Annotated in this window: 23 protein-coding genes; 13 read left to right on the plus strand and 10 right to left on the minus strand. The window is 72.6% G+C overall.

Annotated features, from left to right (window positions below):
• Positions 1-17 precede the first annotated feature (17 nt).
• Entirely contained in the window at positions 18-1,013 is a 996-nt protein-coding gene (locus tag R2E43_RS09725; protein WP_011030449.1) for a TAXI family TRAP transporter solute-binding subunit, read from the plus strand.
• Here R2E43_RS09725 and R2E43_RS09730 read toward each other — a convergent pair.
• Positions 992-2,437, minus strand: a complete 1,446-nt coding sequence (locus R2E43_RS09730) for a HAMP domain-containing sensor histidine kinase (RefSeq protein ID WP_030865097.1) — start codon at positions 2,435-2,437, stop codon at positions 992-994. The two genes, R2E43_RS09725 and R2E43_RS09730, sit on opposite strands and share 22 nt — an antisense overlap.
• Before the next feature lie 9 nt (positions 2,438-2,446).
• Positions 2,447-3,133 (minus strand): response regulator transcription factor, encoded by a 687-nt coding sequence (locus tag R2E43_RS09735; protein WP_003973245.1) that lies wholly within the window; start codon positions 3,131-3,133, stop codon positions 2,447-2,449.
• Between the two features lie 302 nt (positions 3,134-3,435).
• Between R2E43_RS09735 and R2E43_RS09740 the strand changes: the two genes are divergently transcribed.
• The 8 genes from R2E43_RS09740 to R2E43_RS09775 all read left to right on the plus strand — a co-directional run bounded on the left by R2E43_RS09740 (position 3,436) and on the right by R2E43_RS09775 (position 9,878).
• The gene (locus R2E43_RS09740; RefSeq protein ID WP_003973246.1) at positions 3,436-4,212 is read left to right on the plus strand and encodes an amino acid ABC transporter ATP-binding protein; all 777 of its coding nucleotides are present in this window, start codon (positions 3,436-3,438) and stop codon (positions 4,210-4,212) included.
• A 125-nt stretch (positions 4,213-4,337) separates the two neighbouring features.
• Positions 4,338-5,174 carry a glutamate ABC transporter substrate-binding protein gene (locus R2E43_RS09745; protein ID WP_003973247.1) on the plus strand — a complete coding sequence of 279 codons (837 nt, stop codon included), beginning with the start codon at positions 4,338-4,340 and terminating at the stop codon, positions 5,172-5,174.
• 84 nt (positions 5,175-5,258) lie between these two features.
• Positions 5,259-5,927, plus strand: coding sequence for an amino acid ABC transporter permease (locus tag R2E43_RS09750; protein WP_003973248.1), 669 nt, complete (start codon positions 5,259-5,261; stop codon positions 5,925-5,927).
• Positions 5,924-6,811: an amino acid ABC transporter permease gene (locus R2E43_RS09755; RefSeq protein ID WP_016327419.1), complete on the plus strand. Its 888-nt coding sequence runs from the start codon at positions 5,924-5,926 to the stop codon at positions 6,809-6,811. The genes R2E43_RS09750 and R2E43_RS09755 overlap by 4 nt, the downstream gene beginning before the upstream one ends.
• Positions 6,812-6,996: 185 nt before the next feature.
• Positions 6,997-8,622 (plus strand): FAD-dependent monooxygenase, encoded by a 1,626-nt coding sequence (locus tag R2E43_RS09760; protein WP_329430697.1) that lies wholly within the window; start codon positions 6,997-6,999, stop codon positions 8,620-8,622.
• Positions 8,623-8,781: 159 nt separating this feature from the next.
• Complete coding sequence (locus R2E43_RS09765) at positions 8,782-8,853, plus strand: putative leader peptide (RefSeq protein WP_316247164.1); 72 nt, start codon at positions 8,782-8,784, stop codon at positions 8,851-8,853.
• Positions 8,854-8,934: 81 nt separating this feature from the next.
• Positions 8,935-9,483, plus strand: coding sequence for a cupin domain-containing protein (locus tag R2E43_RS09770; RefSeq protein ID WP_011030444.1), 549 nt, complete (start codon positions 8,935-8,937; stop codon positions 9,481-9,483).
• The gene (locus tag R2E43_RS09775) at positions 9,480-9,878 is read left to right on the plus strand and encodes a rhodanese-like domain-containing protein (RefSeq protein ID WP_136207317.1); all 399 of its coding nucleotides are present in this window, start codon (positions 9,480-9,482) and stop codon (positions 9,876-9,878) included. The genes R2E43_RS09770 and R2E43_RS09775 overlap by 4 nt, the downstream gene beginning before the upstream one ends.
• On the opposite strand, the gene R2E43_RS09780 is transcribed toward R2E43_RS09775, so the two are convergent.
• From R2E43_RS09780 to recA, 3 genes are all read right to left on the minus strand, one after another.
• Positions 9,872-10,090, minus strand: coding sequence for a hypothetical protein (locus R2E43_RS09780; RefSeq protein ID WP_134111879.1), 219 nt, complete (start codon positions 10,088-10,090; stop codon positions 9,872-9,874). The genes R2E43_RS09775 and R2E43_RS09780 overlap by 7 nt on opposite strands.
• Positions 10,091-10,234: 144 nt before the next feature.
• On the minus strand, positions 10,235-11,017 hold the full coding sequence (gene recX, locus R2E43_RS09785) for a recombination regulator RecX (RefSeq protein ID WP_136207318.1): 783 nt from the start codon (positions 11,015-11,017) through the stop codon (positions 10,235-10,237).
• 3 nt (positions 11,018-11,020) lie between these two features.
• Positions 11,021-12,145, minus strand: a complete 1,125-nt coding sequence (gene recA, locus R2E43_RS09790) for a recombinase RecA (RefSeq protein WP_011030442.1) — start codon at positions 12,143-12,145, stop codon at positions 11,021-11,023.
• 288 nt (positions 12,146-12,433) lie between these two features.
• On the opposite strand from recA, the gene R2E43_RS09795 reads away from it, so the two are divergent.
• Positions 12,434-12,634 carry a type II toxin-antitoxin system VapB family antitoxin gene (locus R2E43_RS09795; RefSeq protein ID WP_003973256.1) on the plus strand — a complete coding sequence of 67 codons (201 nt, stop codon included), beginning with the start codon at positions 12,434-12,436 and terminating at the stop codon, positions 12,632-12,634.
• A gap of 136 nt (positions 12,635-12,770) precedes the next feature.
• Here R2E43_RS09795 and R2E43_RS09800 read toward each other — a convergent pair whose 3' ends face one another.
• Entirely contained in the window at positions 12,771-14,090 is a 1,320-nt protein-coding gene (locus tag R2E43_RS09800; RefSeq protein ID WP_173943960.1) for an AI-2E family transporter, read from the minus strand.
• 60 nt (positions 14,091-14,150) lie between these two features.
• Positions 14,151-14,345 (minus strand): DUF3046 domain-containing protein, encoded by a 195-nt coding sequence (locus R2E43_RS09805; RefSeq protein WP_003973258.1) that lies wholly within the window; start codon positions 14,343-14,345, stop codon positions 14,151-14,153.
• An 81-nt stretch (positions 14,346-14,426) separates the two neighbouring features.
• On the opposite strand from R2E43_RS09805, the gene R2E43_RS09810 reads away from it, so the two are divergent.
• Positions 14,427-15,395, plus strand: coding sequence for a hypothetical protein (locus R2E43_RS09810; RefSeq protein WP_003973259.1), 969 nt, complete (start codon positions 14,427-14,429; stop codon positions 15,393-15,395).
• A gap of 9 nt (positions 15,396-15,404) precedes the next feature.
• On the opposite strand, the gene R2E43_RS09815 is transcribed toward R2E43_RS09810, so the two are convergent.
• From R2E43_RS09815 to R2E43_RS09825, 3 genes are read right to left on the minus strand one after another with little or no spacing between them, the layout of a single operon-like run.
• Positions 15,405-15,713 carry an AzlD domain-containing protein gene (locus tag R2E43_RS09815; RefSeq protein WP_003973260.1) on the minus strand — a complete coding sequence of 103 codons (309 nt, stop codon included), beginning with the start codon at positions 15,711-15,713 and terminating at the stop codon, positions 15,405-15,407.
• Positions 15,710-16,480 carry an AzlC family ABC transporter permease gene (locus R2E43_RS09820; protein ID WP_003973261.1) on the minus strand — a complete coding sequence of 257 codons (771 nt, stop codon included), beginning with the start codon at positions 16,478-16,480 and terminating at the stop codon, positions 15,710-15,712. The genes R2E43_RS09815 and R2E43_RS09820 overlap by 4 nt, the downstream gene beginning before the upstream one ends.
• Positions 16,477-17,343 carry an AraC family transcriptional regulator gene (locus tag R2E43_RS09825; RefSeq protein ID WP_003973262.1) on the minus strand — a complete coding sequence of 289 codons (867 nt, stop codon included), beginning with the start codon at positions 17,341-17,343 and terminating at the stop codon, positions 16,477-16,479. The genes R2E43_RS09820 and R2E43_RS09825 overlap by 4 nt, the downstream gene beginning before the upstream one ends.
• Before the next feature lie 187 nt (positions 17,344-17,530).
• Here R2E43_RS09825 and R2E43_RS09830 point away from each other — a divergent pair, with 187 nt between their 5' ends.
• Positions 17,531-22,603 (plus strand): ATP-dependent helicase, encoded by a 5,073-nt coding sequence (locus tag R2E43_RS09830; RefSeq protein WP_011030438.1) that lies wholly within the window; start codon positions 17,531-17,533, stop codon positions 22,601-22,603.
• Between the two features lie 18 nt (positions 22,604-22,621).
• The gene (locus tag R2E43_RS09835) at positions 22,622-23,452 is read left to right on the plus strand and encodes an Fpg/Nei family DNA glycosylase (RefSeq protein ID WP_011030437.1); all 831 of its coding nucleotides are present in this window, start codon (positions 22,622-22,624) and stop codon (positions 23,450-23,452) included.
• Positions 23,453-23,486: the final 34 nt, after the last annotated feature.

Genomic DNA, 23,486 nt, shown 5'->3' on the forward strand with positions numbered 1-23,486 from the left:
CTGGCAGGATCGCCCCCATGTCCACGCTGCTCTCCCGTATCGGCAGGCGCCGGGCCGTCCAGGGCACGGTCGCCGGTGCCGTCGTGCTCGGGCTGCTGCTGTGGTGGCTGCTGCCGCTGGGCGAGAAGCCGCCGAGCGGGACGATCACGTTCAGCACCGGAACCCGCGCGGGCGTCTACCAGAAGTACGGCGAGCTGCTGCGCACCGAGCTGCGCAAGGACATGCCTGGCCTGGACGTGCGGCTGATGACCAGCGCGGGCTCGCAGGAGAACGTCGAGCGGGTGGCGTCCGGGGAGGCCGACTTCACGATCGCCGCGGCCGACGCGGTCGAGACGTACAAGCTGGCCGGCAGCCCGGGCGCCGAAGGGCTGCGCGGGGTCACCCGGCTCTACGACGACTACGTGCAGCTCGTCGTGCCGAGCGACTCGGACATCCAGTCGGTGCGGGACCTGCGTGGCAAGCGGGTGGCCATAGGGCTGCCCAACTCGGGGGTACGGCTGATCGCCACCCGGCTGCTGAAGGCGGTGGGCATCGACCCGGAGACGGACATCACGCCCCGGGCGGACGGGATCGACACCGGCCCCGGACGGCTGGGCGACGAGCTGGACGCGTTCTTCTGGTCCGGCGGGGTGCCGACGGACGGCCTCAAGGAGATCGCGGAGAGCTCCGCCTTCCGGTTCGTGCCGATCGGCGACGACCTGGTGACCAAGCTGCACCGGTCGGGCGGCGCGACCCGCTACTACCGCACCACCAACATGCCGGAGTCGGCCTACCCCACGGTCCAGAACGGCGCCGTGGTGCCGACGATGGCGGTGTCCAACCTGCTGGTGACCCGCGCGGACGTCGATCCGCGGCTCACCGAGTGGCTGACCCGGACCGTGCTCGACAGCCGCGACGGCATCGGTGCGCACGTGCACTCCGCGCAGCTGGTGGACCTGCGCACCGCGATCTACACCGACCCGCTCGAACTGCACGAGGGCGCCCGGCGCTACTACCGGTCGGTCAAGCCGTAGACCCGCTCGGGCTCCTTGGGCACCGTGCCGGTCCTGGGCACCGTGACCGTGACCCGAAGTCCGTGCGGCTCGTGGTGGCCGAAGGAGATCGAGCCGTCGCCCGCCGCGAGCAGCGCCCGGCAGATGGACAGGCCGAGGCCGGAGCCGTTGATGTTCTGGTGCCGGCCGCTGCGCCAGAAACGGTCGCCCACGCGCGTGAGCTCCTCGTCGGTGAGTCCGGGACCGTTGTCGGTGACGACGACGGTGGCGGCGTCCCCGGTGGAGGCGACCTCGACCCGGACGCTCTCGCCGTGCGGCGTGAACTTCACCGCGTTGTCGATGACCGCGTCCAGGGCGCTCGACAGGGCCACCGGGTCGGCCCAGCCCGTGGTCGGCGGGCAGTCGCCGACCAGCCGTACGCCCTTGACGTCGGCCGTCGGTGACCAGGCGGCCACCCGCTCGGCGGCCAGCGCACCGACGTCGGTGACCTTCAGATCGGCCTGGCTGTGCTCGGCCAGCGCCAGGTCGAGCAGGTCGTCCAGGACCCGGGCCAGGCGTTTGCCCTCGGTCTGGACGGAGGCGATCTCCTCGTTGCCCTCGGGCAGTTCGAGGGCGAGCAGCTCGATGCGCAGCAGGAGGGCGGCGAGCGGGTTGCGCAGCTGGTGGGAGGCGTCGGCGACGAAGGCCCGCTGCTGCTCCAGAACGTCCTCCACGTGGTCGGCCATCTCGTTGAACGACCGGGCCAGGCGTCTCAGCTCCGGCGGCCCCCCGGAAGGCGCGACCCGGGACTTCAGCCTCCCGGTGGCGATGTCGTGGGTGGTGGCGTCGAGTACCCGTACCGGCCTGAGCACCCAGCCGGTCAGCCGCAGCGCCGCACCGACGGCGAGCAGCATCGCGGCGACCTCCCCGGCGCCGATGACGAGCCAGCCGCGCAGGGTGCTCGAACGCATCGAGTCGGTCGGCGACTCGGTGACGACGACCGCGACCACGTCGCCGTCCCGGATGACCGGCGAGGCCACCACGAGCGTGCCGTCCTGCCAGGGCCACACCTGCGCGGGGTCGTGGCTGCGGCGGCTGAGCAGCGCCTCGTCGAAGGAGTCGCGGACCTCGCCGGCCTGGGGCAGGAACCACGTCGTGGGCGCGTTGGCCATCGGGATGTGGTTGCGGTAGAAGACGCCCGCCTTGATGCCGTAGACCTCGTAGTAGCTGGTCAGCTCGGTCTGCAGGGTCTCCAGGCGCTCGTCCGTGTCCGTCCGGCGTGAGCCGCCCGAGCCGTCCTCCGTGACGAACTGGGCGAGCGAGGCGAAGCGTGCCGTGTCGTCGATGCGGTCGATGACGACCTTCTGCTGCTCCGCGCGGGCGACGCTGACGCCGAGCGGCACCCCGAGCGCGAGCAGGACGGCCGCCATCAGGACGATGAGCAGCGGGAGCAGTCGGGTGCTCACGCGGGCCCGCTAGGCGGTGGGGGCGACGAGGCGGTAGCCGACGCCGCGGACGGTCTCGATCAGCGCGGGCATGTGCAGCTTGGAGCGCAGGGACGCGACGTGCACCTCCAGGGTGCGCCCGGTCCCCTCCCAGCTGGTGCGCCACACCTCGCTGATGATCTGCTCGCGGCGGAAGACCACCCCGGGGCGCTGGGCGAGCAGGGCGAGCAGATCGAACTCCTTGCGGGTGAGTTGGACAACCGAACCGTCCACGCTCACCTGGCGTGTCGGCAGCTCGATGCGCACCGCGCCGAGGCGGACCACGGTCTCGGTGCTGCCGGTGGCGTCCTCGTGGGCGGTGCGCCGGCTGACGGCGTGGATGCGGGCGAGCAGTTCCCCCGTGTCGTACGGCTTGACCACGTAGTCGTCGGCGCCGAGGTTGAGGCCGTGGATGCGGGAGCGCACGTCGGCCCGCGCGGTGACCATGATGACCGGGGTGCTGGTGCGCTTGCGGATCTTTCCGCAGACCTCGTAGCCGTCCTGGTCGGGCAGGCCCAGGTCGAGCAGGACGACGCCGAAGCCGTCGACCTCGGGGACGAGCGCCTGGAGCGCCTCCTCGCCGCTGCGCGCGTGGGTGACGTCGAAACCGTGCCGTGCCAGGATCGCGGACAGGGCGGCGGCCACGTGGTTGTCGTCCTCGACGAGCAGCAGTCTCATCCGGGCTCCCTTCGGTTCATCGGCCGTACGCTCGGGGCGGGTAGAAATCGGGACGGGCTCATGGACGGGCACGCGCGCGTGCGTCCTGTGCAGTGACGCCGATGGAGGGCGACGGCGTCAAGAGGCTTCCGGTTGCGGCCGCTCGAAGTTATCCGGCCGATATGCGCCCAGCTCACAAGTGCTACGACTCGTGTCCGATTGCTATCGGATCGTGATGCTCAGATCTCGCTCAGATGTAGAGACGCGACGTGTCCCGGGTCACTACTGTCCTGCGAAACCCAGGAGGACGGAGCCCGAGAGCGATGACCGAAGTATCGGTGGCCAAGGAAGACAAGGCTGCGACCGGCGAACTGGTCGTCCTGAAGAGTGTCAACAAGCACTTCGGCGCGTTGCACGTGCTCCAGGACATTGACCTGACGATTCAGCGCGGCGAGGTCGTCGTGGTCATCGGACCCTCCGGGTCCGGCAAGTCCACCCTGTGCCGCACCATCAACCGGCTGGAGACCGTCGACGACGGTTCGATCACGATCGACGGCAAGCCGCTGCCCGCCGAGGGCAAGGAGCTGGCCAGGCTGCGGGCCGACGTCGGCATGGTCTTCCAGTCGTTCAACCTCTTCGCGCACAAGACGGTGCTCGAGAACGTGACCCTGGGCCAGGTCAAGGTCCGCAAGGTCGACGCCAAGAAGGCCGAGGAGAAGGCCCGCGCCCTGCTCGACCGGGTCGGCGTGGGCGCGCAGGCGGACAAGTACCCCGCGCAGCTGTCCGGCGGCCAGCAGCAGCGTGTCGCCATCGCGCGTGCGCTGGCCATGGACCCGAAGGTCATGCTCTTCGACGAGCCGACGTCGGCCCTCGACCCGGAGATGATCAACGAGGTCCTCGAGGTCATGAAGCAGCTCGCCGAGGACGGGATGACCATGATCGTGGTCACGCACGAGATGGGCTTCGCCCGCTCGGCCGCCAACCGCGTGGTGTTCATGGCGGACGGCCGCATCGTCGAAGAGGCCACGCCGGACCAGTTCTTCAGCAATCCGCGCAGCGACCGTGCCAAGGACTTCCTGTCGAAGATCCTGCACCACTGAGATTTCGGAGCGGCTCCGGCGCCCCGCGCCGGCCGCACCGGCGGCCCGTTCCCGGCAGCCGCACCTGATCGCCTGATCCTCTGATCGTCCGATCGCAGCTCGATCACAGCCAAAGGATGTCCACCATGAAGCTTCGCAAGGTCTCCGCCGCCTCGGCCGCCGTGCTCGCCCTCGCCCTGACCGCCACCGCCTGCGGCGGCGACGACAAGGACAGCGGCTCGTCCGACGGTGGCGGCAAGAAGATCACCATCGGCATCAAGTTCGACCAGCCCGGCCTCGGCCAGAAGACCCCGGACGGCTACGCGGGCTTCGACGTGGACGTCGCCACGTACGTCGCCAAGAAGCTCGGCTACACCGAGGACCAGATCGAGTGGAAGGAGTCGAAGAGCGCCGACCGCGAGACCATGCTGCAGCGCGGTGACGTCGACTTCATCGCCGCCACGTACTCGATCACCCCCGAGCGCTCGGAGAAGGTCGACTTCGCCGGCCCGTACCTGCTGGCCCACCAGGACGTGCTGATCCGCGCCGACGACGACAAGATCAAGTCGCCGGAGGACCTGAACGACGCGAAGCTCTGCTCGGTCACCGGCTCGACCTCGGCGCAGAACGTCAAGGACAAGCTCGCGCCCAAGGCCCAGCTGCAGAAGTACCCGACGTACTCCGCCTGTCTGAACGGCCTGCAGACCGGCGCCATCGACGCGCTGACGACGGACGACTCGATCCTCGCCGGTTACGCCGCCCAGTCGCAGTTCAAGGGCAAGTTCAAGCTCGGCGGCTTCAAGATGACCAACGAGAACTACGGCATCGGCGTCAAGAAGGGCAGCGACCTCAAGGCCAAGATCAACGACGCGCTCGAGGCCATGGCCACCGACGGGGCCTGGGACAAGGCCGTGGAGGACAACTTCGGTCCGGCCAACTACAAGAACGAGCCGGCGCCGAAGATCGGCGACATCAAGAGCTGAGGCCGGGCCCGCCCCGGTGCGCCGCCCTCCGGAAGGGGCGGCGCGCCGGGGCGGGCATCCCTACACGCGGAAGCGCGGGAGATCGTGTTCGACTTTCTTCAGGATTACGACCTGTTGGGAGCCTTCTGGACGACAGTGCAGCTCGCTGCACTGTCAGCCGTCGGCTCCCTGATCTGGGGCACCATACTGGCCGCCATGCGCGTCGGCCCGGTGCCGTTGATGCGCGGCCTCGGCGCCGCGTACGTGAACACCGTGCGGAACATCCCGCTCACCGTCATCATCTTGTTCGCGTCCCTCGGTCTCAACCAGACCCTCGGCGTCACACTCGGCGGCGGCGACAGCTTCGAGACGATCAACTTCCGGCTCGCCGTCCTGGGTCTGGTCCTCTACACCTCGGCCTTCGTGTGTGAAGCCCTGCGTTCCGGCATCAACACCGTGCCCGTCGGTCAGGCGGAGGCGGCCCGGGCGATCGGGCTGAGCTTCGGTCAGGTGCTGCGCCTGGTGGTGCTGCCGCAGGCGTTCCGCTCCACGGTCGGCCCGCTGGCGAACGTACTGATCGCACTCATCAAGAACACCACGGTCGCCGCGGCCATCGGCGTTGCCGAAGCCGCCGCGCTGATGAAGGACATGATCGAGAACGAGGCGCAGCTGCTGCTGATCTCCGCGATCATCGCCGTCGGCTTCGTGATCCTGACGCTGCCGACCGGTCTGATTCTCGGCTGGGTGGGCAAGAAGGTGGCGGTGAAGCGATGAGTTCCGTTCTCTACGACGCGCAGGGGCCGCGCGCCAAGCGACGCAACGTCGTGTTCACGGCCGTCTTCGTGGTGGTCGTCCTGGCCCTGCTGTGGTGGGTCTACACGACCCTCGACGAGAAGGGCCAGCTCGACTGGGCGAAGTGGCAGATGTTCTTCACCAGCGACGAGCCCTGGTCGACGTACATCTGGCCCGGCCTGCAGAACACCCTCAAGGCCGCGGCTCTCTCCATGGTCATCGCGCTGCCGCTCGGTGCCGTGCTCGGCATCGCCCGGCTGTCGGACCACGCGTGGGTACGGATTCCGGTCGCGATCGTGGTGGAGTTCTTCCGCTCGATCCCCGTGCTGGTCCTGATGATCTTCGGTCTGGCCCTGTTCGCCGAGTACACCGACGTCAGTTCGGACGACCGTCCGCTGTACGCGGTCGTCACGGGCCTGGTGCTGTACAACGCCTCCGTCCTCGCGGAGATCGTCCGGGCAGGCATCCTCGCGCTGCCCAAGGGGCAGGCCGAGGGAGCGATGGCGATCGGGTTGCGCAAGGGGCAGTCGATGCGGCTGATCCTGCTGCCGCAGGCGGTCACCACGATGCTCCCGGCCATCGTCAGCCAGCTCGTCGTGATCCTCAAGGACACCGCGCTCGGTGGTGCGGTCCTCACCTTCCCCGAGCTGCTCGCCTCGGCCAACACGATGAGCGGCTACTACGGCGCCAACGTGATCGCCAGCTTCACCGTGGTCGCGGTGATCTACATCGCGCTCAACTTCTCCCTCACCACCTTCGCGAGCTGGCTGGAGCGCCGGCTGCGGCGGGCGAAGAAGTCGACCGGTGCGGTGCTCAGCGCGGACGACGTGGAGACCGCCGATGCCGGAACGGTCGGCAAGGTCTAGCACACCTGACACTCGGTCATCTCGTATGACCATAGGCGGAGGCCGTGGCATGATCGCCACGGCCTCCGTCGCTTGACGCAAGCAGCGGCAATAGGTTGCATACGTTCTGTGACCGTGCACCCTGCTCAAATGTCCTGTTCACCCACGTCCCCCGGGACACCGCCACGGGCAGGGGGCGCCGCACCGTGGACCCGGTGATCATCACCGGAGCGGGGCCCGTCGGGCTCACGCTCGCCCTGGCGCTGGCGCGGCAGGAGGTGCCCTGCGTCGTCCTCGACGAGGGACCCGGCAAGGACGAACCGCGCCCCGCGCGCACCGTCGTCCTGCGCGAGGAGGCCGTCGCGCTCGTCGAGCGGCTGACCGGCGCACCGCTGACGGGGCTGGGTTCGCGTTGGGCCGGATGGCGGTCGATGCGGCGCAAGCAGGTGACGCGCGGGGTCGTGTTCGGCGACGCCGACCGGGCCCCCCTGCACATCGCCCAGCACGAGCTGGCCGGGGTCCTGCGCACGGCGCTCGCCCGCGAGCGGCTGGTCAGGATCGCCGTGGACAGCCGACTGGACGGCATCGAGCAGGAGAAGTCCGGCGTCACGGCCCACACCCGCGGCCCCGCCGGCACGTGGTGGCGCGGCAGTTACCTGGTCGGCTGCGACGGCCCGCGCTCCACCGTCCGCAAGCTCCAGGACATCCGCTTCCCCGGCCGTACGGCGGTGGAACGATACGCCGTCGCCGCACTGCGGACCGAACTCCCGTGGCCCGACGAGGCGTTGCTCCACCGCATGCCGCCGTGGCGGACGGCCGGGCCCTCGACCGGCGAGGTGGTCGGCCGCCCGCTGCCGGACGGCGTGTGGCGCCTGGACTGGCTGCTGCCGCCCGGCAAGGACCTGGTCACGCCCGAACTGCTGGTGAACCGGATCCGCGAGACCCTCGCCGGATGGGCGGCCGACGGTTCGACCCCGTCATACGAGCTCCTCGACACCGGCGTCCACACGGTCCACCACCGCCTCGCCCGCCGCTGGCGGGTGGGCCGGGTGCTGCTGGCCGGGGATGCGGCGCATCTGCTGGGCGCGCTGGGCACGCAGGGCCTGGAGGAGGGGCTCCTGGACGCGGACAACCTCGCCTGGAAACTGGCCCTGGCCTGGCACCACGGGCCACGTGAGGCGCTGCTCGACAGCTACCAGCAGGAACGTCGGGCGGCGATCTCCGCGCGGCTGCGCGCCGCCGACCAGTTGCTCCCGCTGGTGCGCGGCGGCGGCGGACTGCGCGCCTACGTGCCCGGCTCCGCCCGCGGCAACGACGCACTGCTGACGGACGGTCACCTCGGCCGCGGCACGCTGGGCGCGCAGGGAACGTACGCCGACTCGCCGCTCGCGCCCGAGGCCCTCGGCGGGGAGGTGTCCGTGGGTACACCGCCGGGGACACCCGTCACCGATGTGCGCGTCACAGCGGAGGACGGCACCTTCGTACGGCTGCGCGACCGGCTGGGGCGCGGGGCGCTGCTGGTGGTACTGATCGCGCCGGGCACCGGGGTGTGGGACCGCAAGCACTGGGTGACGGCCGGGATCATGCCCCGGCTGGCGGCCGCGGTGACCGCGCTGCCCCACCACGCCGAGCTGCTGGTCGCCGAGAGCTACCCGGGTGCCGCGGCCCACACGGTGCTGCTCGTGCGGCCCGACGGCCACCTGGTCACGGCACTGAACGGGGTGCGCCCGGCCGACCTCTACGCGGCTGCCGAGAGCGCGTTGGGCGGGGCGGCGGCCAGGGCGGCGACCGAGGCCGCGGAGGGGGCGGGGGCCGCGGCGGGTTCACGCTGAGCGGTCACGACCAGCGGTCGCGTCCAGCGGTCGCGTCGGCCGGGTGCCGGTCCCGCCGCCCGTCCGGACGCCCGGGGGCGCGGTCGCTGTCCGCATGGTGACGCTGAGTTGACCGGCCCGCACCGTCATGGTCTACTCCGGATCGTGACCGACACCTGTGTGTGCCTGTGGCGGAGGGTCCATATGGACCTCGTCCGCTATGCGGGCTGCGTGTGTCGTCCGTCCTGCTGAATTCGCCTCCCCTTTCCTTCGCGCGCCCCGCCCGTCGACATGCCGCCGCGCGCTCCCTTGCGAACTCCCAGGACGGTACCCGTGTCCCTCCCCTCCGTTTCTCCCGCTTCTCCCGTATCCGCGTCCGCGTCCACGCCCGCCCCGACGCAGGCCCAGCTCCTCGACTTCGTACGGCGGGCGGCGGCCGACGCCCAACTGGTCGCCTCCCTGCCGCTCGACCCCGAGGGCCGTACCTGGATGCGGCTGGCCGGGCCGGGTGGCAGCGAGGCCTGGCTGATCGGATGGCCGCCCGGCACCGGCACCGGCTGGCACGATCACGCCGACTCCGTGGGTGCCTTCGTCACGGCCGCGGGCGAGCTCAAGGAGAACGCGCTCGCCGCCCGCCTGCCCACCGACGGCTGGAAGACCCTCGAACTCAGCGACGGTGTGGACCGGGAGCGTCGGCTGTCCGTCGGCACGGGGCGCGCCTTCGGCCGGCACCACGTGCACGAGGTCCTCAACGAGTCCTCCGACCGCCACGCGGTGTCCGTGCACGCCTACTACCCGCCCCTGCCGCAGATCCGCCGCTACAGCCGCAGCGGACAGACCCTGCGCCTGGAGCAGGTCGAGCGCCCGCAGGACTGGCAGTGAGCGGGCCCACCGGAATCGACGCCCTGCTGGAACGGGTACGCGCCGGGTATCGGCGGATCGCGCCGGAAGAGGCGTACGACGCCGCCGAGGCGGGCACGGCGCTGCTGGTCGACATCCGGTACGCCGCCCTGCGCGAGCGGGACGGTGTGATTCCCGGCGCGCTGGTGATCGAGCGCAACGAACTGGAATGGCGGCTGGACCCGCTGGGCAGCCACCGCGTCCCCGAGGCGACGGATCACGACGTGCGGGTGGTCGTGGTGTGCGACGAGGGTTACGCCTCCAGCCTGGCGGCGGAGTCACTGCACCGTCTGGGACTGCACCGGGCCACCGACCTGATCGGCGGCTTCCAGGCCTGGCGGACGGCGGGCCTCCCGGTGGCGGCACGGGATCAGTAGTCGGCGGGGCAGTGCAGGAGTGCCGTGTCCGCGTTGCCCTTCGTGACCGGACGGATCGAGGTGCTGCCGACCTTCTGCGTCTTCCTGCCGCGCAGCAGCGCGATGGTGTTGCGGACGGCCAGTTCACCGGTCTCGTCTGCTCGTCGGCGACGAAGGCGTAGTCCACGCCGGGGTGGGCCCGCGCCGTGGTGGCGGCGGTCTCTCCGGCCCAACCGGCGTCGAACACGCGTCGACCCGTCCGACGGCCTCCGGGTCGACCACCACCGCCCCCAGGATGGTGTCCGGTTCGGTGCCCATGGAGGTCGGAAAGACGGGGGTGTCCGCTCCTCGGCCGTGCCCTCGGGCCGGACGCCTGCTCAGAACCCCTCGTCGCCGAGGTGTTCCGTGTCCTCGCCCTCTTCCTCCAGCGCCTGGCGGACCACCCGCAGGGCCATGCCCTCGGAGTAGCCCTTGCGGGCCAGCATGCCGGCGAGGCGGCGCAGTCTCTTGTCGCGGTCGAGGCCCCGGGTGGCGCGCAGCTTGCGGGCGACCAGGTCGCGCGCGGTCTCCTCCTCCTGCTCGGTGTCCAGTTGGGACACCGCCACGTCGATGAGCGTCGCCTCGACGCCCTTGGTGCGCAGTTCCCTGGCGAGGGCGCGCCTGGCCAGCCCGCGGCCGTGGTGCCGGGACTCCACCCAGGCCTGGGCGAAGGCGCCGTCGTTGATCAGGCCGACCTCCTCGAACCTGGACAGCACCTCCTCCGCGGCCTCCTCGGGGATCTCCCGCTTGCGCAGGGCGTCGGCCAGTTGTCTGCGGGTGCGCGGGGTCCCGGTGAGCAGGCGCAGGCAGATCGCCCGTGCCTGCTCCACCGGGTCCCGCGGAGGCTCCCCCTTCTCGGCCCTCGACGAGGAAGTGGCACCTCCGTCCTCGGCGGACGGCTCCACACGCTCGCGCCTTCGGCGCCCGCGCGTGCCGCCCGCTCCACGGCCCCGCCCGCCTTCGCGGCGCACCTCGCCGTCACCGAGGCGTGCCGCGCCGTCCTCGCGGGGAGCGACGGCGGAAGGATCCGTCTCGTACGGGGCCGCAGCCGCCCCGTACGCGTCGTCGCCCGCCCCGGCGGAGCCGCTCGCGTACTCGGCCCAGTCGGTTCGTCGGGTCACGGGTCAGCTCTTGGCTGCCGTGGCCTTGGACTTGGTGGCCTTGGCGGTCGTGGGTGCGGGCACCGCCGGTGCGGCGTCGGCCGGGGCGGCGGAGGCGGCGTCCGCGCCGGGCTCGGTGGCCGACTCCTCGGGGTGCACGCCGACGCCCAGCTTCTGCTTGATCTTCTTCTCGATCTCGTTGGCCAGGTCGGGGTTGTCCTTCAGGAAGTTGCGCGCGTTCTCCTTGCCCTGACCGAGCTGGTCGCCCTCGTACGTGTACCAGGCGCCGGCCTTGCGGACGAAGCCGTTCTCCACGCCCATGTCGATCAGACCGCCCTCGCGGCTGATGCCCTGGCCGTAGAGGATGTCGAACTCGGCCTGCTTGAAGGGCGGCGCGACCTTGTTCTTGACCACCTTGACGCGGGTGCGGTTGCCGACCGCGTCGGTGCCGTCCTTCAGCGTCTCGATCCGCCGGATGTCGAGTCGCACCGAGGCGTAGAACTTCAGTGCCCGGCCACCGGTCGTGGTCTCCGGGGAGCCGAACATCACGCCGATCTTCTCGCGGAGCTGGTTGATGAAGATCGCGGTGGTCTTGGACTGGTTGAGCGCGCTGGTGATCTTCCGCAGGGCCTGGCTCATCAGCCGGGCCTGCAGACCGACGTGGCTGTCGCCCATCTCGCCCTCGATCTCCGCGCGCGGGACGAGCGCGGCGACGGAGTCGATGACGATGAGGTCGAGGGCGCCGGAGCGGACCAGCATGTCCACGATCTCCAGGGCCTGCTCACCGTTGTCCGGCTGGGACAGGATCAGGTTGTCGATGTCGACACCGAGCTTCTTCGCGTACTCGGGGTCGAGGGCGTGCTCGGCGTCCACGAACGCGACCTGGCCGCCGGCCTTCTGCGCGTTCGCCACCGCGTGCAGGGTCAGGGTCGTCTTGCCCGAGGACTCGGGGCCGTAGACCTCCACGACACGGCCACGCGGGATGCCTCCGACGCCGAGGGCCACGTCGAGCGCGGTAGACCCGGTCGGGATGACCTCGATGGGCTCGTTGGTCCGGTCACCCATGCGCATGACCGCGCCCTTGCCGAATTGCCGTTCAATCTGTGCGAGCGCGGCGTCCAGGGCCTTCTCGCGGTCGGTTCCTGCCATGGGTTCCACCCGGTTTGCTTGATTCGATCGCTTCACGTCAAAGACGCTAATGCCTGCCACTGACAATGGGCCCCGATGCGGGTCCGGCCTGTGGATAACTCGGGTGCATCTCACCCCGAACCCACTCGAATCACCCGTCACGAGCCCCGCCGGAGCTTCCATAAGAATGGATGTTCGATTTTCGTGTCAAGCGCACCACGCGGCACTTCCGAGCGTACGTCCCCCGGGCGGCGAGCCAGGTGGTTGGATGCGGATGCGACACCGGGAGAGGTCGGAGAGGGGACGCACATGGCCAGGATCACCATCGATCTCGACGCCGAACTCGTGGTGGAGGTGATGGTCCTGGCCGGTATCGGCTCACCCCAGGACGCCGTCGAGGCGGTGGTGCGGGACTACATCGCCCGCGGTCACCGCACCGAGACCCGCACCGAGTTCAAGGACCGCAACCTGCGGGAGATCGACGCCAAGCCGCAGGAACCGCAGGGCTGACCCTGCTCCCGCAGGCGTACGGGGCGGATGGTGGCCGGGGCAGGGATGCTGCTGCGCGGCCGCCGGCGCCGGTGTGTGGGCCGGTCTCACCTACTGAGGCCGCGGGGCGGCGTCCCTCAGGCGGGTGCGCCGCACCTCAGGAGGAGCCACCGTCCCTGGTGCCGTCCGTGCCCTCCCCGCCCTCCGTGCGCTCCGGTCCCTCCGTGCGCTCCGGTCCCTCCAGCCCCGGCTCCGGGCGCCGGGTCCACAGTTTGCGCAGACGCGTGGACGTCCCGGACACCGACCGGCGGCCCCTGCGCCCGTGGACGCGGGGGTCGTCCGTGACGTCGTAGCGCTTGACGTACGCGCCGAGGAACGCCTGCAGTGTGGCGACCGCCGGGATGGCGATCAGCGCGCCGACGGCGCCGAGGAGGGCGGTGCCCGCGATGACGGAGCCGAAGGCGACCGCGGGGTGGATGTCCACGGTCTTCGACGTCAGCTTGGGCTGCAGTACGTAGTTCTCGAACTGCTGGTAGATCACCACGAAGACCAGCACCCACAGCGCGTACCAGGGATTGACCGTGAACGCGATCAGCATGGGCAGGGCGCCCGCGAGATAGGTGCCGATGGTCGGGATGAACTGCGACACCAGACCCACCCACACGGCGAGCGCGGGCGCGTAGGGCACCTCGAGGATCTCCAGGAGGATGTAGTGCGCGACGCCGGAGACCAGCGCCATCAACCCGCGTGAGTACAGGTAGCCGCCGGTCTTGTCCACGGCGATCTCCCACGCGCGCAGGACCTCCGCCTGGCGGGCGGGCGGCAGGACGGAGCAGAGCCCGCGCCGCAGCCGGGGGCCGTCGGCGGCGAAGTAGAACGAGAACAGCAGCACCGTCAGCAGCTGGAAGAGGCCGCCGAGGACCTGCGCCGACACGTCCAGGACGCCCGTCGCGCTGTTCTGCACGTAGTTGCGCAGCCAGTCGGAGCGGAGCAGTCCCTCCTGGATGTCGACCCGTCTCAGCTCGGTGTGGAAGTGGCCGTTGACCCAGTTGATGACGGAGTCGAGGTAGTCCGGGAACTCCTCGACCATCTTGACGATCTGGCCCGCGAGCATGGAGCCGAGCAGGGTGACGAATCCCGCGGCGGCGATCAGCACGGCGAGGAAGACGAGGAAGGTGGCGAACCCCCGGCGCATGCCGCGCCCGGCCATCCAGCTCACCGCGGGCTCGATGGCCAGGGCCAGGAAGAACGCGATGAGGACGTTGATGAGCAGCCCGGTGAGCTGGTGGAAGGCCCAGCTGCCCAGCTGGAAGGCGGCGATGAGCGCGAGGGCCAGCACCATGGCGCGCGGCAGCCAGCGCGGCATGCGGGCGCCCGGCCCCGCCGCGGAACCGTGGGCCGGGGGGCCGGCGGGCGGCGCGGTGCCCGCCGGGGGTGCGTGCCGGGCGGCCTGCCCGGTCTCGTCAGTGGATGCCACGGAGCAAGTCTCGCCCACGCCACCGGCATGAGAGCCCGGTACGGCGATCTTCGTGAACCGTCACCGCTGTTCCCGCGGCACGTTCATGACGGTGCACACCACGCGCCACACGTCCTTCGCGTCCCAGCCGGCGTCCAGCGCCTCGTGCACCGTACGCCCGCCCAGCTCCGTCATCACGTGATCCCGCGCGAAGGTGTCGGCGTACCCCGGACCGAAGTGATCCGTCATCCGCTCCCAGAAGACCGTCAACCGCATGCCCCCAGTATCCCGCCCCTGAGAGTGGCCCCCGAGCCGGGACCACCTGCCGGAACCGCCTTTCGGCCTACGGTCTGTCCCATGGCCGAAACCGGAGCGTCCCCACTCCCCGCGATCCCGCCGCCCGCGTCCCCCCGCGCCCAGGGCCCGCGCTCACCGCTCGCGCGCGCGGAGCACTTCGTCTGGCTCACCGCGCGCGTACTGGAGCAGCGGCTGTTCGCGCACGACTTCCGCGGCGGGGACCCCGGCCCGGTGGAGACCGCGCTGGAGGCCTACCGCAACGACGACGGCGGGTACGGCCACGCCCTGGAGCCCGATCTGCGCGGCCCGGCCAGTCAGCCGCTGCACACCGCGCACGCGCTGCGCGTCCTGGACGCCGTCGGCCGCTGCGGCGGACAGCGGGCCGAACGGGTCTGCCGCTATCTGACCGCCGTGTCCACCCCGGACGGTGCCCTGCCGGTGACCCGTGCGGACCGGGACGGGGCACCGGCCGCGCCCTTCCTGCCGGTCGTGGCCGACCCTCCCGGCGAGCTGCTCGTCACCGGACCGGTGGTCGGCCTGCTGCACCGCAACGAGGTCTGGCACGCGTGGCTGTTCCGGGCCACGGACTTCTGCTGGCAGGCGGCCGAGTCGCTGGGGTCGCCGCACCCGTGCGAGGCCCGGGCGGCCGTGGCCTTCCTGGACACCGCTCCGGACCGTCCGCGCGCGCGAGCCGCGGCCGACCGGCTGGGCCGCCTGGTGCGCGAGCAGCGGCTCGCCGTGCTGGACCCGGACGATCTCGACGCCTGTCCGGTCCCGGCCGGCCACACTCCCGGCGAGCACCTCTTCCCGCACGACTACGCGAGGGATCCGCGTTCGCTCGCGCGCGCGTGGTTCACGGACGACGAGATGGCCCGTTCCCTCGACTTCCTCGCGGCCGGGCAGGAGGACGACGGCGGCTGGCCCGTGCGGCGACGGCGTTGGGCGCCCGTCCCGGCGCTGGAGGCCCGCGGCCGGATGACGCTCGAGGCCCTGCGCACCCTCCGGGCGTACGGCCGTCCCCTGGGCTGACCCGCCGGCTCAGCCGCCCATGGCCCGTACGCCCGCGGTGACCACCACGGCCGCCGCGACGACGAGCAGGAACGGCGCGCGCAGCAGCAGCGCGACGGCGGCCGCGGCGACTCCGGCGGCCCGCGCGTCCAGCACGAGCCGCTGCCCGTCGGCGAAGGTCTGCTGGGCGGTGAGCGCCGCGAGCAGGGCGACGGGCAGCAGCGCGGCGAGCCGCCGGACCAGGGGCCGTTCCAGGGCGCCCGCGGGCACCAGCAGCCCGAGGAGCTTGACCGCGTAGCAGCCCACGGCGGTCACGCCGATCGCGATCCACACGCTCATCGCTCGCCCTCCCCCTCGGCGGTCCCGCGGGCCGCACCGTCCTCGGTGTCACCCGCGCGGCGTCCGCGCGCCCACAGGACGAGCGGCGCCGCGAGCGCGGCCACCAGGACGGGCACGCCGGCGGGCAGCACGGGCAGCAGACCGAGCCCCAGGAGGACGGCCAGGGCGGCGACCGCGCGCTCCGTGGTGTTCTTCAGCATCGGCGCGAGCAGCGCGAGGAAGACCGCCGGCCCGGCCGCGTCGAGGCCCCAGGCGTCGGTGTCCCCGATGGCCTCGGCGCCCAGCGCGCCGAGCAGGGTGGTGAGGTTCCACAGGACGTACAGCGTGAGTCCGGTGACGGTGAAGCCGATCCGGACGCCGCGCCGGGTGGGCTGTGCGAGCGCCACGGCCGTCGTCTCGTCGATGACCCACTGCGCGGCGAACGGCCGCACCGCGCGCGGGAGGGCCAGCAACTGCGACAGGCGCAGCCCGTAGAAGGCGTTGCGGACGCCCAGGAAGAAGGCCCCCGCGGCCGCGGTGAGCGGGTTTCCGCCTGCTGCGAGCGCGCCGACGAGCGCGAACTGGGACGCCCCGGTGAACACCAGGAGGCTGAGGGCGCAGGTCTGGGCCAGGGTGAGTCCGCTGCCGGCCGAGGTCACCCCGAAGGCGAACCCCGACAGTCCGACGGCGACTCCGACCCCGAGGGCGTCCCGTACGACGGCGGCGTCCGGCTTGGCACCGGCGCCTCCCGTGTCGGGAGCGTCGGGGAGGGCGGTCTGTTCTGTCACGCCTCGAACGGTAGGAGCGGCTCCCGCGGCGCGTCTTGTACGTTCTTGCGCTCGCGCTGGTAGGAACCGGGCGGCACACCGACGATCCGCGCGAAGTGCCGGTTCAGGTGCGGCTGGTCGGTGAACCCCACGGCGACGGCGGCCTCGGCCGGGGAGGTCCCGGCGTCCAGCAGCCGCCGCGCCCGACGCACCCGGGCGTCCGTCAGCCAGGTGTGGGGCGGCATTCCGTAGGCGTCCCGGAAGGCCCGCAGCAACGCGAACGGGCTGCTTCCGAGTTCCCCGGCGAGCCGCTCCAGGCTCGGCGGGTCGGCCATCCGCTCCTCCAGCACGGCACGCGCGCGTGCCGCCGTCCCGGCCCCGGCGGTACGCACCCGCCGCCGGGGCAGCGGACCGCCGTTCAGCCGCAGCAGCCGGGTCACGGCCACCCGCAGCAGGGTGTCGGCGGCGAGCGCGTTCCCGTCGTCGGCGGCCCGCAGCACGCGGTGCACCAGCTCGACGGCGTACGGGTCGTCGAGCACCGGCCGGACGAACCCCGGCGTCCCGCGCAGCGTCGTCGTCTCCGCCGCGATTTCGGCCACCAGCCCGGGCGCCGGGTAGACGGCCCCGTACCGCCACCCCTCCGGCACCCCGGCCCGCCCCGTGTGCGGGGTGTCCGGGTTGACCAGGGCGAGGGAGCCGGCCCCGGCGTACTGGTCGCTCCCGCCGTGGTGGAAGACCTCCACACCGTCGGCGATGGCGGCGATGACGAAGTGCTCGTGCGTGTGGCGCACGAAGGTCTTGCGTATGTACTGGGCGCGGAGCAGGTCGACGTCGGGCAGCTCCGCGTAACGCCAGTGCCGTGCGCGCTCGCCCGATCCCGCCATGCCCCCATTCTCCGTCACCCGCGGCGGGCCCCGGAGACACACCCGGACGCCCGGCCCTGGTCCTCGCGCCCCGACCTGCACCTGCACCTGCACTCAGCCCGGGACACCGCCGGGCTCCGGCACCCGCCGCTCCCGGCTCCGGGCCCGGCCCAGGCCGATTGTCAGTGGCCGGGTGCACGATGGAGCCATGGTCAGCTCCGCACACCGAGCCCTGGACGGCTTCTCACCCGCGACCCGCGGCTGGTTCACGGGGGCCTTCTCCGCACCCACCTCCGCGCAGGCGGGCGCGTGGCAGGCCATCTCGCAGGGCTCGGACGTCCTGGTGGTCGCCCCCACCGGCTCCGGCAAGACGCTGGCCGCCTTCCTCGCCGCGCTGGACCAGCTGACCTCGACTCCCCCGCCCGCCGACCCCAAGAAGCGCTGCCGCGTCCTGTACGTCTCCCCGCTGAAGGCCCTGGCCGTCGACGTCGAGCGCAATCTCCGCAGTCCGCTGACCGGCATCCGCCAGGAGTCCGTGCGCCTCGGCCTGCCCGAGCCCGAGGTCAAGGTCGGCATCCGCTCCGGCGACACCCCGGCCGCCGAGCGCCGTGCCCTGTCCACCCGGCCGCCGGACATCCTGATCACCACCCCGGAGTCCCTCTTCCTGATGCTGACGTCGGCCACGCGCGACGCGCTGACCGGCATCGAGACGGTGATCCTGGACGAGGTGCACGCGGTCGCGGGCACCAAGCGCGGCGCCCATCTCGCGCTCACCCTGGAGCGGCTGGACGAGCTGCTGCCGAAGCCGGCCCGCCGCATCGGGCTGTCGGCGACGGTCCGCCCGGTGGACGAGGTCGCCCGGTTCCTCGCCCCGCGCGGCCGGGTCGAGATCGTCCAGCCGGAGTCGGGCAAGGAGTTCGACCTGTCCGTCGTCGTCCCCGTAGAGGACCTCGGCGAGCTGGGCGGCTCCCCGGTCGCGGAAGGCAACGAGGGGGCGGAGCGCCCGTCGATCTGGCCGCACGTCGAGGAGCGGATCACCGACCTGGTCCAGTCGCACCGCTCCACGATCGTCTTCGCCAACTCCCGACGGCTTGCCGAGCGTCTGTGCAACCGGCTCAACGAGATCGCGTACGAGCGGGCCACCGGCGAGCCCCTGGACGAGCACCACTCCCCCGCCGAGCTGATGGGCGGCTCGGGCGCCGCCCAGGGCGCCCCGCCCGTGATCGCCCGCGCCCACCACGGCTCGGTCTCCAAGGAGCAGCGCGCCCTGGTCGAGGAGGACCTCAAGGCGGGGCGGCTGCCCGCCGTCGTCGCGACCTCCAGCCTGGAGCTGGGCATCGACATGGGCGCCGTCGACCTGGTGGTCCAGGTCGAGTCGCCGCCCTCCGTCGCCTCCGGCCTGCAGCGCGTGGGGCGCGCGGGCCACCAGGTCGGCGCGGTCTCCACGGGTGTGGTCTTCCCCAAGTACCGCGGCGACCTGGTGCAGTCCGCCGTGGTCACCGAGCGGATGCGCAGCGGCGCCATCGAGGCCCTGCGGATCCCCGCCAACCCGCTGGACGTGCTGGCCCAGCAGCTGGTGGCGATGACCGCGCTGGACACCTGGCAGGTCGACGACCTCCTCACCACCGTCCGCCGCGCCGCACCCTTCGCCTCGCTGCCGGAGTCGGCCTTCACCGCCGTCCTGGACATGCTCGCGGGCCGCTACCCGTCCGACGCCTTCGCCGAGCTGCGCCCGCGCGTGGTGTGGGACCGGGTCGCCGGCACGGTCACCGGCCGCCCGGGGGCGCAGCGGCTCGCCGTGACGTCCGGGGGGACGATTCCCGACCGCGGGCTCTTCGGGGTGTTCCTCGCCGGGGCCGACCCGAAGAAGGGCGGCGGCCGGGTCGGCGAGCTGGACGAGGAGATGGTGTACGAGTCCCGCGTGGGCGACGTCTTCACGCTCGGCACCAGTTCCTGGCGGATCGAGGACATCACCCGCGACCGGGTCCTGGTCTCCCCGGCGCCGGGCGTGCCGGGCAGGCTGCCCTTCTGGAAGGGCGACCAACTGGGCCGCCCCCTGGAGCTGGGCCGCGCGCTGGGCGCGTTCCTGCGCGAGGTCGGCTCCCTGTCCAAGGAGGACGCCCGGCTGCGCCTGGTCACCGCGGGTCTGGACGCCTGGGCCGCGGACAACGTGCTGTCGTACCTCGACGAACAGCGCGAGGCCTGCGGCCACGTCCCCGACGACCGCACCATCGTCGTCGAGCGCTTCCGGGACGAGCTGGGCGACTGGCGGGTCGTGGTCCACTCCCCCTTCGGCGCCCAGGTCCACGCCCCCTGGGCCCTCGCCCTGGGCGCCCGCCTGTCCGAGCGCTACGGCATGGACGCCCAGGTCATGCACGCCGACGACGGCATCGTGCTGCGCCTGCCGGACGCCGACCTGATGGGCCTTGACTTCCTCGACCAGGACCCTGCGAAGCCGGGCCTCGAGTACGACGCGGAGAAGGCGCCGGTCGGCGCGGCCGACGTCGTCTTCGACAAGGGCGAGGTCGACCGGGTCGTCACCGACCAGGTGGGTGGCTCGGCCCTGTTCGCGTCCCGCTTCCGCGAGTGCGCGGCCCGTGCGCTGCTGCTGCCGCGCCGCAGCCCCGGCAAGCGCACCCCGCTGTGGCAGCAGCGCCAGCGCGCCGCGCAGCTGCTGGAGGTGGCGAGCGAGTACGGCTCGTTCCCGATCGTCCTGGAGGCGGTCCGCGAGTGCCTCCAGGACGTCTTCGACGTCCCCGGCCTGGTCGAGCTGATGGGCGACGTGGAGACTCGCAAGGTCCGCCTGGTCGAGGTCACCACCCCGGAACCGTCGCCGTTCGCCCGCTCCCTGCTCTTCGGCTACGTGGCCCAGTTCCTGTACGAGGGCGACTCGCCGCTCGCCGAGCGCCGGGCCGCCGCCCTGTCCCTGGACTCGCGGCTGCTGGCCGAGCTGCTCGGCCAGGCGGAGCTGCGCGAGCTGCTCGACGCGGAGGTGCTCACCGAGCTGGAGCGCGAGCTGCAATGGCTCACCGAGGACCGCCGCATCAAGGATCCCGAGGGCGTCGCCGACCTGCTGCGGATGCTCGGCCCGTTGACGGACGCGGAGCTGGCCGAGCGCGGCGCCGAACCGCAGTGGGCGCCCGAGCTGGCCGCGGCCCGCCGCGCGATCAGGGTGCGGATCGCCGGCGCCGACCACTGGGCGGCGATCGAGGACGCGGGCCGTCTGCGCGACGCGCTGGGCACGGCGCTGCCCGTCGGTGTGCCGGAGGCCTTCACCGAGCCGGTCAAGGACCCGCTCGGTGACCTCCTCGCCCGCCATGCCCGCACCCACGGCCCCTTCACGTCGGTCACCGCGGCGGCCCGCTTCGGTCTGGGCGTCGCGGTCACCGAGGGGGCCCTCCAGCGGCTCGCGGGGTCGGGGCGGGTCGTGCAGGGCGAGTTCCATCCGGCCGGCATCGGCCAGGAGTGGTGCGACGCGACCGTCCTGCGCAGGCTGCGCCGCCGTTCCCTGGCCGCGCTCCGGCACGAGCTGGAGCCGGTGGCACCGGCCGCGCTCGGCCAGTTCCTCCCCCAGTGGCAGCACATCGGCAAGGGGCACACGCTGCGCGGCATCGACGGGCTGGTCCGCGCCGTCGAGCAGTTGCAGGGCGCCTCCGTGCCCGCCTCCGCCCTGGAGAAGCTGGTGCTGCCCTCCCGCGTGGCGCACTACAACCCCGCGATGCTGGACGAGCTGACGGCCGCCGGTGAGGTGGTGTGGGCCGGGGCGGGGTCACTGCCCGGCAAGGACGGCTGGGTCTCCCTCTACCTCGCGGACGCGGCCCCGCTGCTCCTGCCGCCCCCACACCCCCTGGAGACGACCGCCCTGCACGAGTCCGTCCTGAGCACGCTCTCGGGCGGATACGGCTTGTTCTTCCGCCAGATCGCCGACCAGGTCCGCGCCACTACCCACCCGGAGGCCACCGATCCGCAGCTGGCCGACGCCCTGTGGGACCTGGCCTGGTCCGGGCGGCTGACCAACGACACACTGGCACCCCTGCGCTCCGTGCTGGGCTCCGGCCGCACCGCGGGTTCCACGGCCCACCGTGCCAAGCGCGCGGTGCCGCGCGGCCGGTACGGCTCGTTGACGGCCGCCGCCCGCCCGGCGTCCCGCACCGGCCCGCCGACGGTCGCGGGCCGCTGGTCGCTGCTGCCCGACCGCGAGGCCGACGGCACCGTGCGGGCCCATGCCCTGGCCCGCACGCTGCTCGACCGGCACGGCGTGGTGACCCGCGGCGCCGTCGCCGCGGAGGGCGTCGAGGGCGGCTTCTCGGCGGTGTACCGGATCCTGGCCGCGTTCGAGGAGAGCGGCCAGGCCCGCCGCGGTTACGTGGTGGAGGGGCTCGGCGCGGCACAGTTCGCCATGGAGGGCGCCGTGGACCGGTTGCGCGCGGTGGCCAACGCACGCGAGCGCGGTGATGGCCCGGCCGGGCCGGAGGACTTCCCGCGCGACGGCTCCGCGAACCGCCGCGGGACCGTTGGCTCCGCGAACGGATCGGGGCCCGAGGGTTCCGCGCCCCGGCCCGGGACCGGCGGCCCCGCCGGACCTCACGACTCCCCCGGCCCCGCCGACGACTCCTCCCTCGACCCCCTCGCCCCCTTCGACCCCCAGGACCCCTTCGGCGACATCGGCGCCGGCCGCCCCTCCGACGATGTCTTCGCCGACCCCGACGGTCTGGGGCGTTCACCCTCCCGGGGCGACTACATCTCACCTCGCGACTACGCCGAGCCGGGCGCCGGCGGCCCGCGCGGGGGCGGCGGTCCGCGCGGGGGCGGCGCGCACGGCCGCTCCGAGGGCCCGCGCGGCGGGTACGACACCGGTTTCCCCGGCCGTCGCGACCGCGCCTCCGTCGGTCCGCGGGCCGTCGTACTGGCCGCCGCCGACCCGGCGAACGCTTACGGTGCGGCCCTCGGCTGGCCCGAACCGCCGGCCGGTGCCACGCACAAGCCCGGTCGCAAGGCGGGCTCCCTGGTGGTGCTCGTCGAGGGCGAACCGGCGCTCTACATGGAGCGCGGCGGCAAGACCCTGCTGCTGTGGCCCTCTGACCCGGACCGGCTGCCCACCGAGGACCCACGGCTGCGAGCCGCCGCCGAAGCGCTCGCGGAGGCCGCCCGCGCCGGTTCCCTCGGCACGGTCACGGTGGAGCGGGTCAACGGCACGGCGGCCCTGACGTCCCCGTTCGGCCCCCTCCTGGAGGGGGCGGGGTTCATCGCCACCCCGCGCGGTCTGCGCATCAGGGCGTGACCCTGTCACCCTTGAGTCATGCCCGAAGGAGACACGGTCTGGCAGGCGGCGCGACGGCTGCACGACGCCCTCGCGGGCCGGGTGCTGACCCGCAGCGACTTCCGCGTCCCCCGGTACGCCACGGTCGACCTCACCGGCCGCACCGTCCTGGACGTCACCCCGCGCGGCAAGCATCTGCTGACCCGTGTCGAGGGCGGCCTGACGGTCCACTCGCACCTGCGGATGGACGGCTCCTGGAAGGTGTTCGCGCCCGGGCAGCGCTGGAGCGGCGGCCCGGCGCACCAGATCAGGGTGATCCTCGGCACCGCCGACCGCACGGCCGTCGGCTACCGCCTCCCGGTGCTGGACATCCTGCGCACCGCCGAGGAGCAGCGCGCCGTCGGCCATCTGGGCCCCGACCTGCTCGGCCCCGACTGGGACCCGGAGCGGGCCCTGGACAACCTGCGCGCGGACCCGCCCCGCGCGCTCGGTGAGGCCCTGCTCGACCAGCGCAATCTCGCCGGCATCGGCAACGTCTACAAGAGCGAGCTGTGCTTCCTGCTCGGCGTCACCCCCTGGCTGCCGGTGGGCGAACTGCCCGCCGACCGGGCCGCGCGGCTGCCCACGCTCGCCAAGAAGCTCCTGGAGGCCAACCGCGACCGCCCGGTCCGCCGCACGACGGGCCTGCGCGGCCAGGACCTGTTCGTGTACGGCCGGGCTCCCCGCCCCTGCCTGCGCTGCGGCACGTCGGTCCGGGTGGCCGACCAGGGCGACGGCTCCCGTGAGCGCCCCACGTACTGGTGCCCGACCTGCCAGGCGGGGCCCGCACCGCGTCCGGGCGGCCGGACGGGCGTCCGGCCACGACGCTGAGCGAGCCACCCCGGGAAGGCCGCGGGCCGGACGG

Source organism: Streptomyces violaceoruber (genome assembly GCF_033406955.1).
In the GTDB taxonomy this organism is placed as follows: Bacteria; Actinomycetota; Actinomycetes; order Streptomycetales; family Streptomycetaceae; genus Streptomyces; species Streptomyces violaceoruber.

What these genes read in the sequence shown, in the direction of transcription:
- R2E43_RS09725 (WP_011030449.1), top strand. Translation starts at nt 18, where the DNA reads ATGTCCACGCTGCTCTCCCGTATCGGCAGGCGCCGGGCCGTCCAGGGC.
- R2E43_RS09735 (WP_003973245.1), bottom strand. Translation starts at nt 3,133, where the DNA reads ATGAGACTGCTGCTCGTCGAGGACGACAACCACGTGGCCGCCGCCCTG.
- R2E43_RS09740 (WP_003973246.1), top strand. Translation starts at nt 3,436, where the DNA reads ATGACCGAAGTATCGGTGGCCAAGGAAGACAAGGCTGCGACCGGCGAA.
- R2E43_RS09745 (WP_003973247.1), top strand. Translation starts at nt 4,338, where the DNA reads ATGAAGCTTCGCAAGGTCTCCGCCGCCTCGGCCGCCGTGCTCGCCCTC.
- R2E43_RS09755 (WP_016327419.1), top strand. Translation starts at nt 5,924, where the DNA reads ATGAGTTCCGTTCTCTACGACGCGCAGGGGCCGCGCGCCAAGCGACGC.
- recA (WP_011030442.1), bottom strand. Translation starts at nt 12,145, where the DNA reads ATGGCAGGAACCGACCGCGAGAAGGCCCTGGACGCCGCGCTCGCACAG.
- R2E43_RS09795 (WP_003973256.1), top strand. Translation starts at nt 12,434, where the DNA reads ATGGCCAGGATCACCATCGATCTCGACGCCGAACTCGTGGTGGAGGTG.
- R2E43_RS09805 (WP_003973258.1), bottom strand. Translation starts at nt 14,345, where the DNA reads ATGCGGTTGACGGTCTTCTGGGAGCGGATGACGGATCACTTCGGTCCG.
- R2E43_RS09810 (WP_003973259.1), top strand. Translation starts at nt 14,427, where the DNA reads ATGGCCGAAACCGGAGCGTCCCCACTCCCCGCGATCCCGCCGCCCGCG.
- R2E43_RS09815 (WP_003973260.1), bottom strand. Translation starts at nt 15,713, where the DNA reads ATGAGCGTGTGGATCGCGATCGGCGTGACCGCCGTGGGCTGCTACGCG.
- R2E43_RS09825 (WP_003973262.1), bottom strand. Translation starts at nt 17,343, where the DNA reads ATGGCGGGATCGGGCGAGCGCGCACGGCACTGGCGTTACGCGGAGCTG.
- R2E43_RS09830 (WP_011030438.1), top strand. Translation starts at nt 17,531, where the DNA reads ATGGTCAGCTCCGCACACCGAGCCCTGGACGGCTTCTCACCCGCGACC.
- R2E43_RS09835 (WP_011030437.1), top strand. Translation starts at nt 22,622, where the DNA reads ATGCCCGAAGGAGACACGGTCTGGCAGGCGGCGCGACGGCTGCACGAC.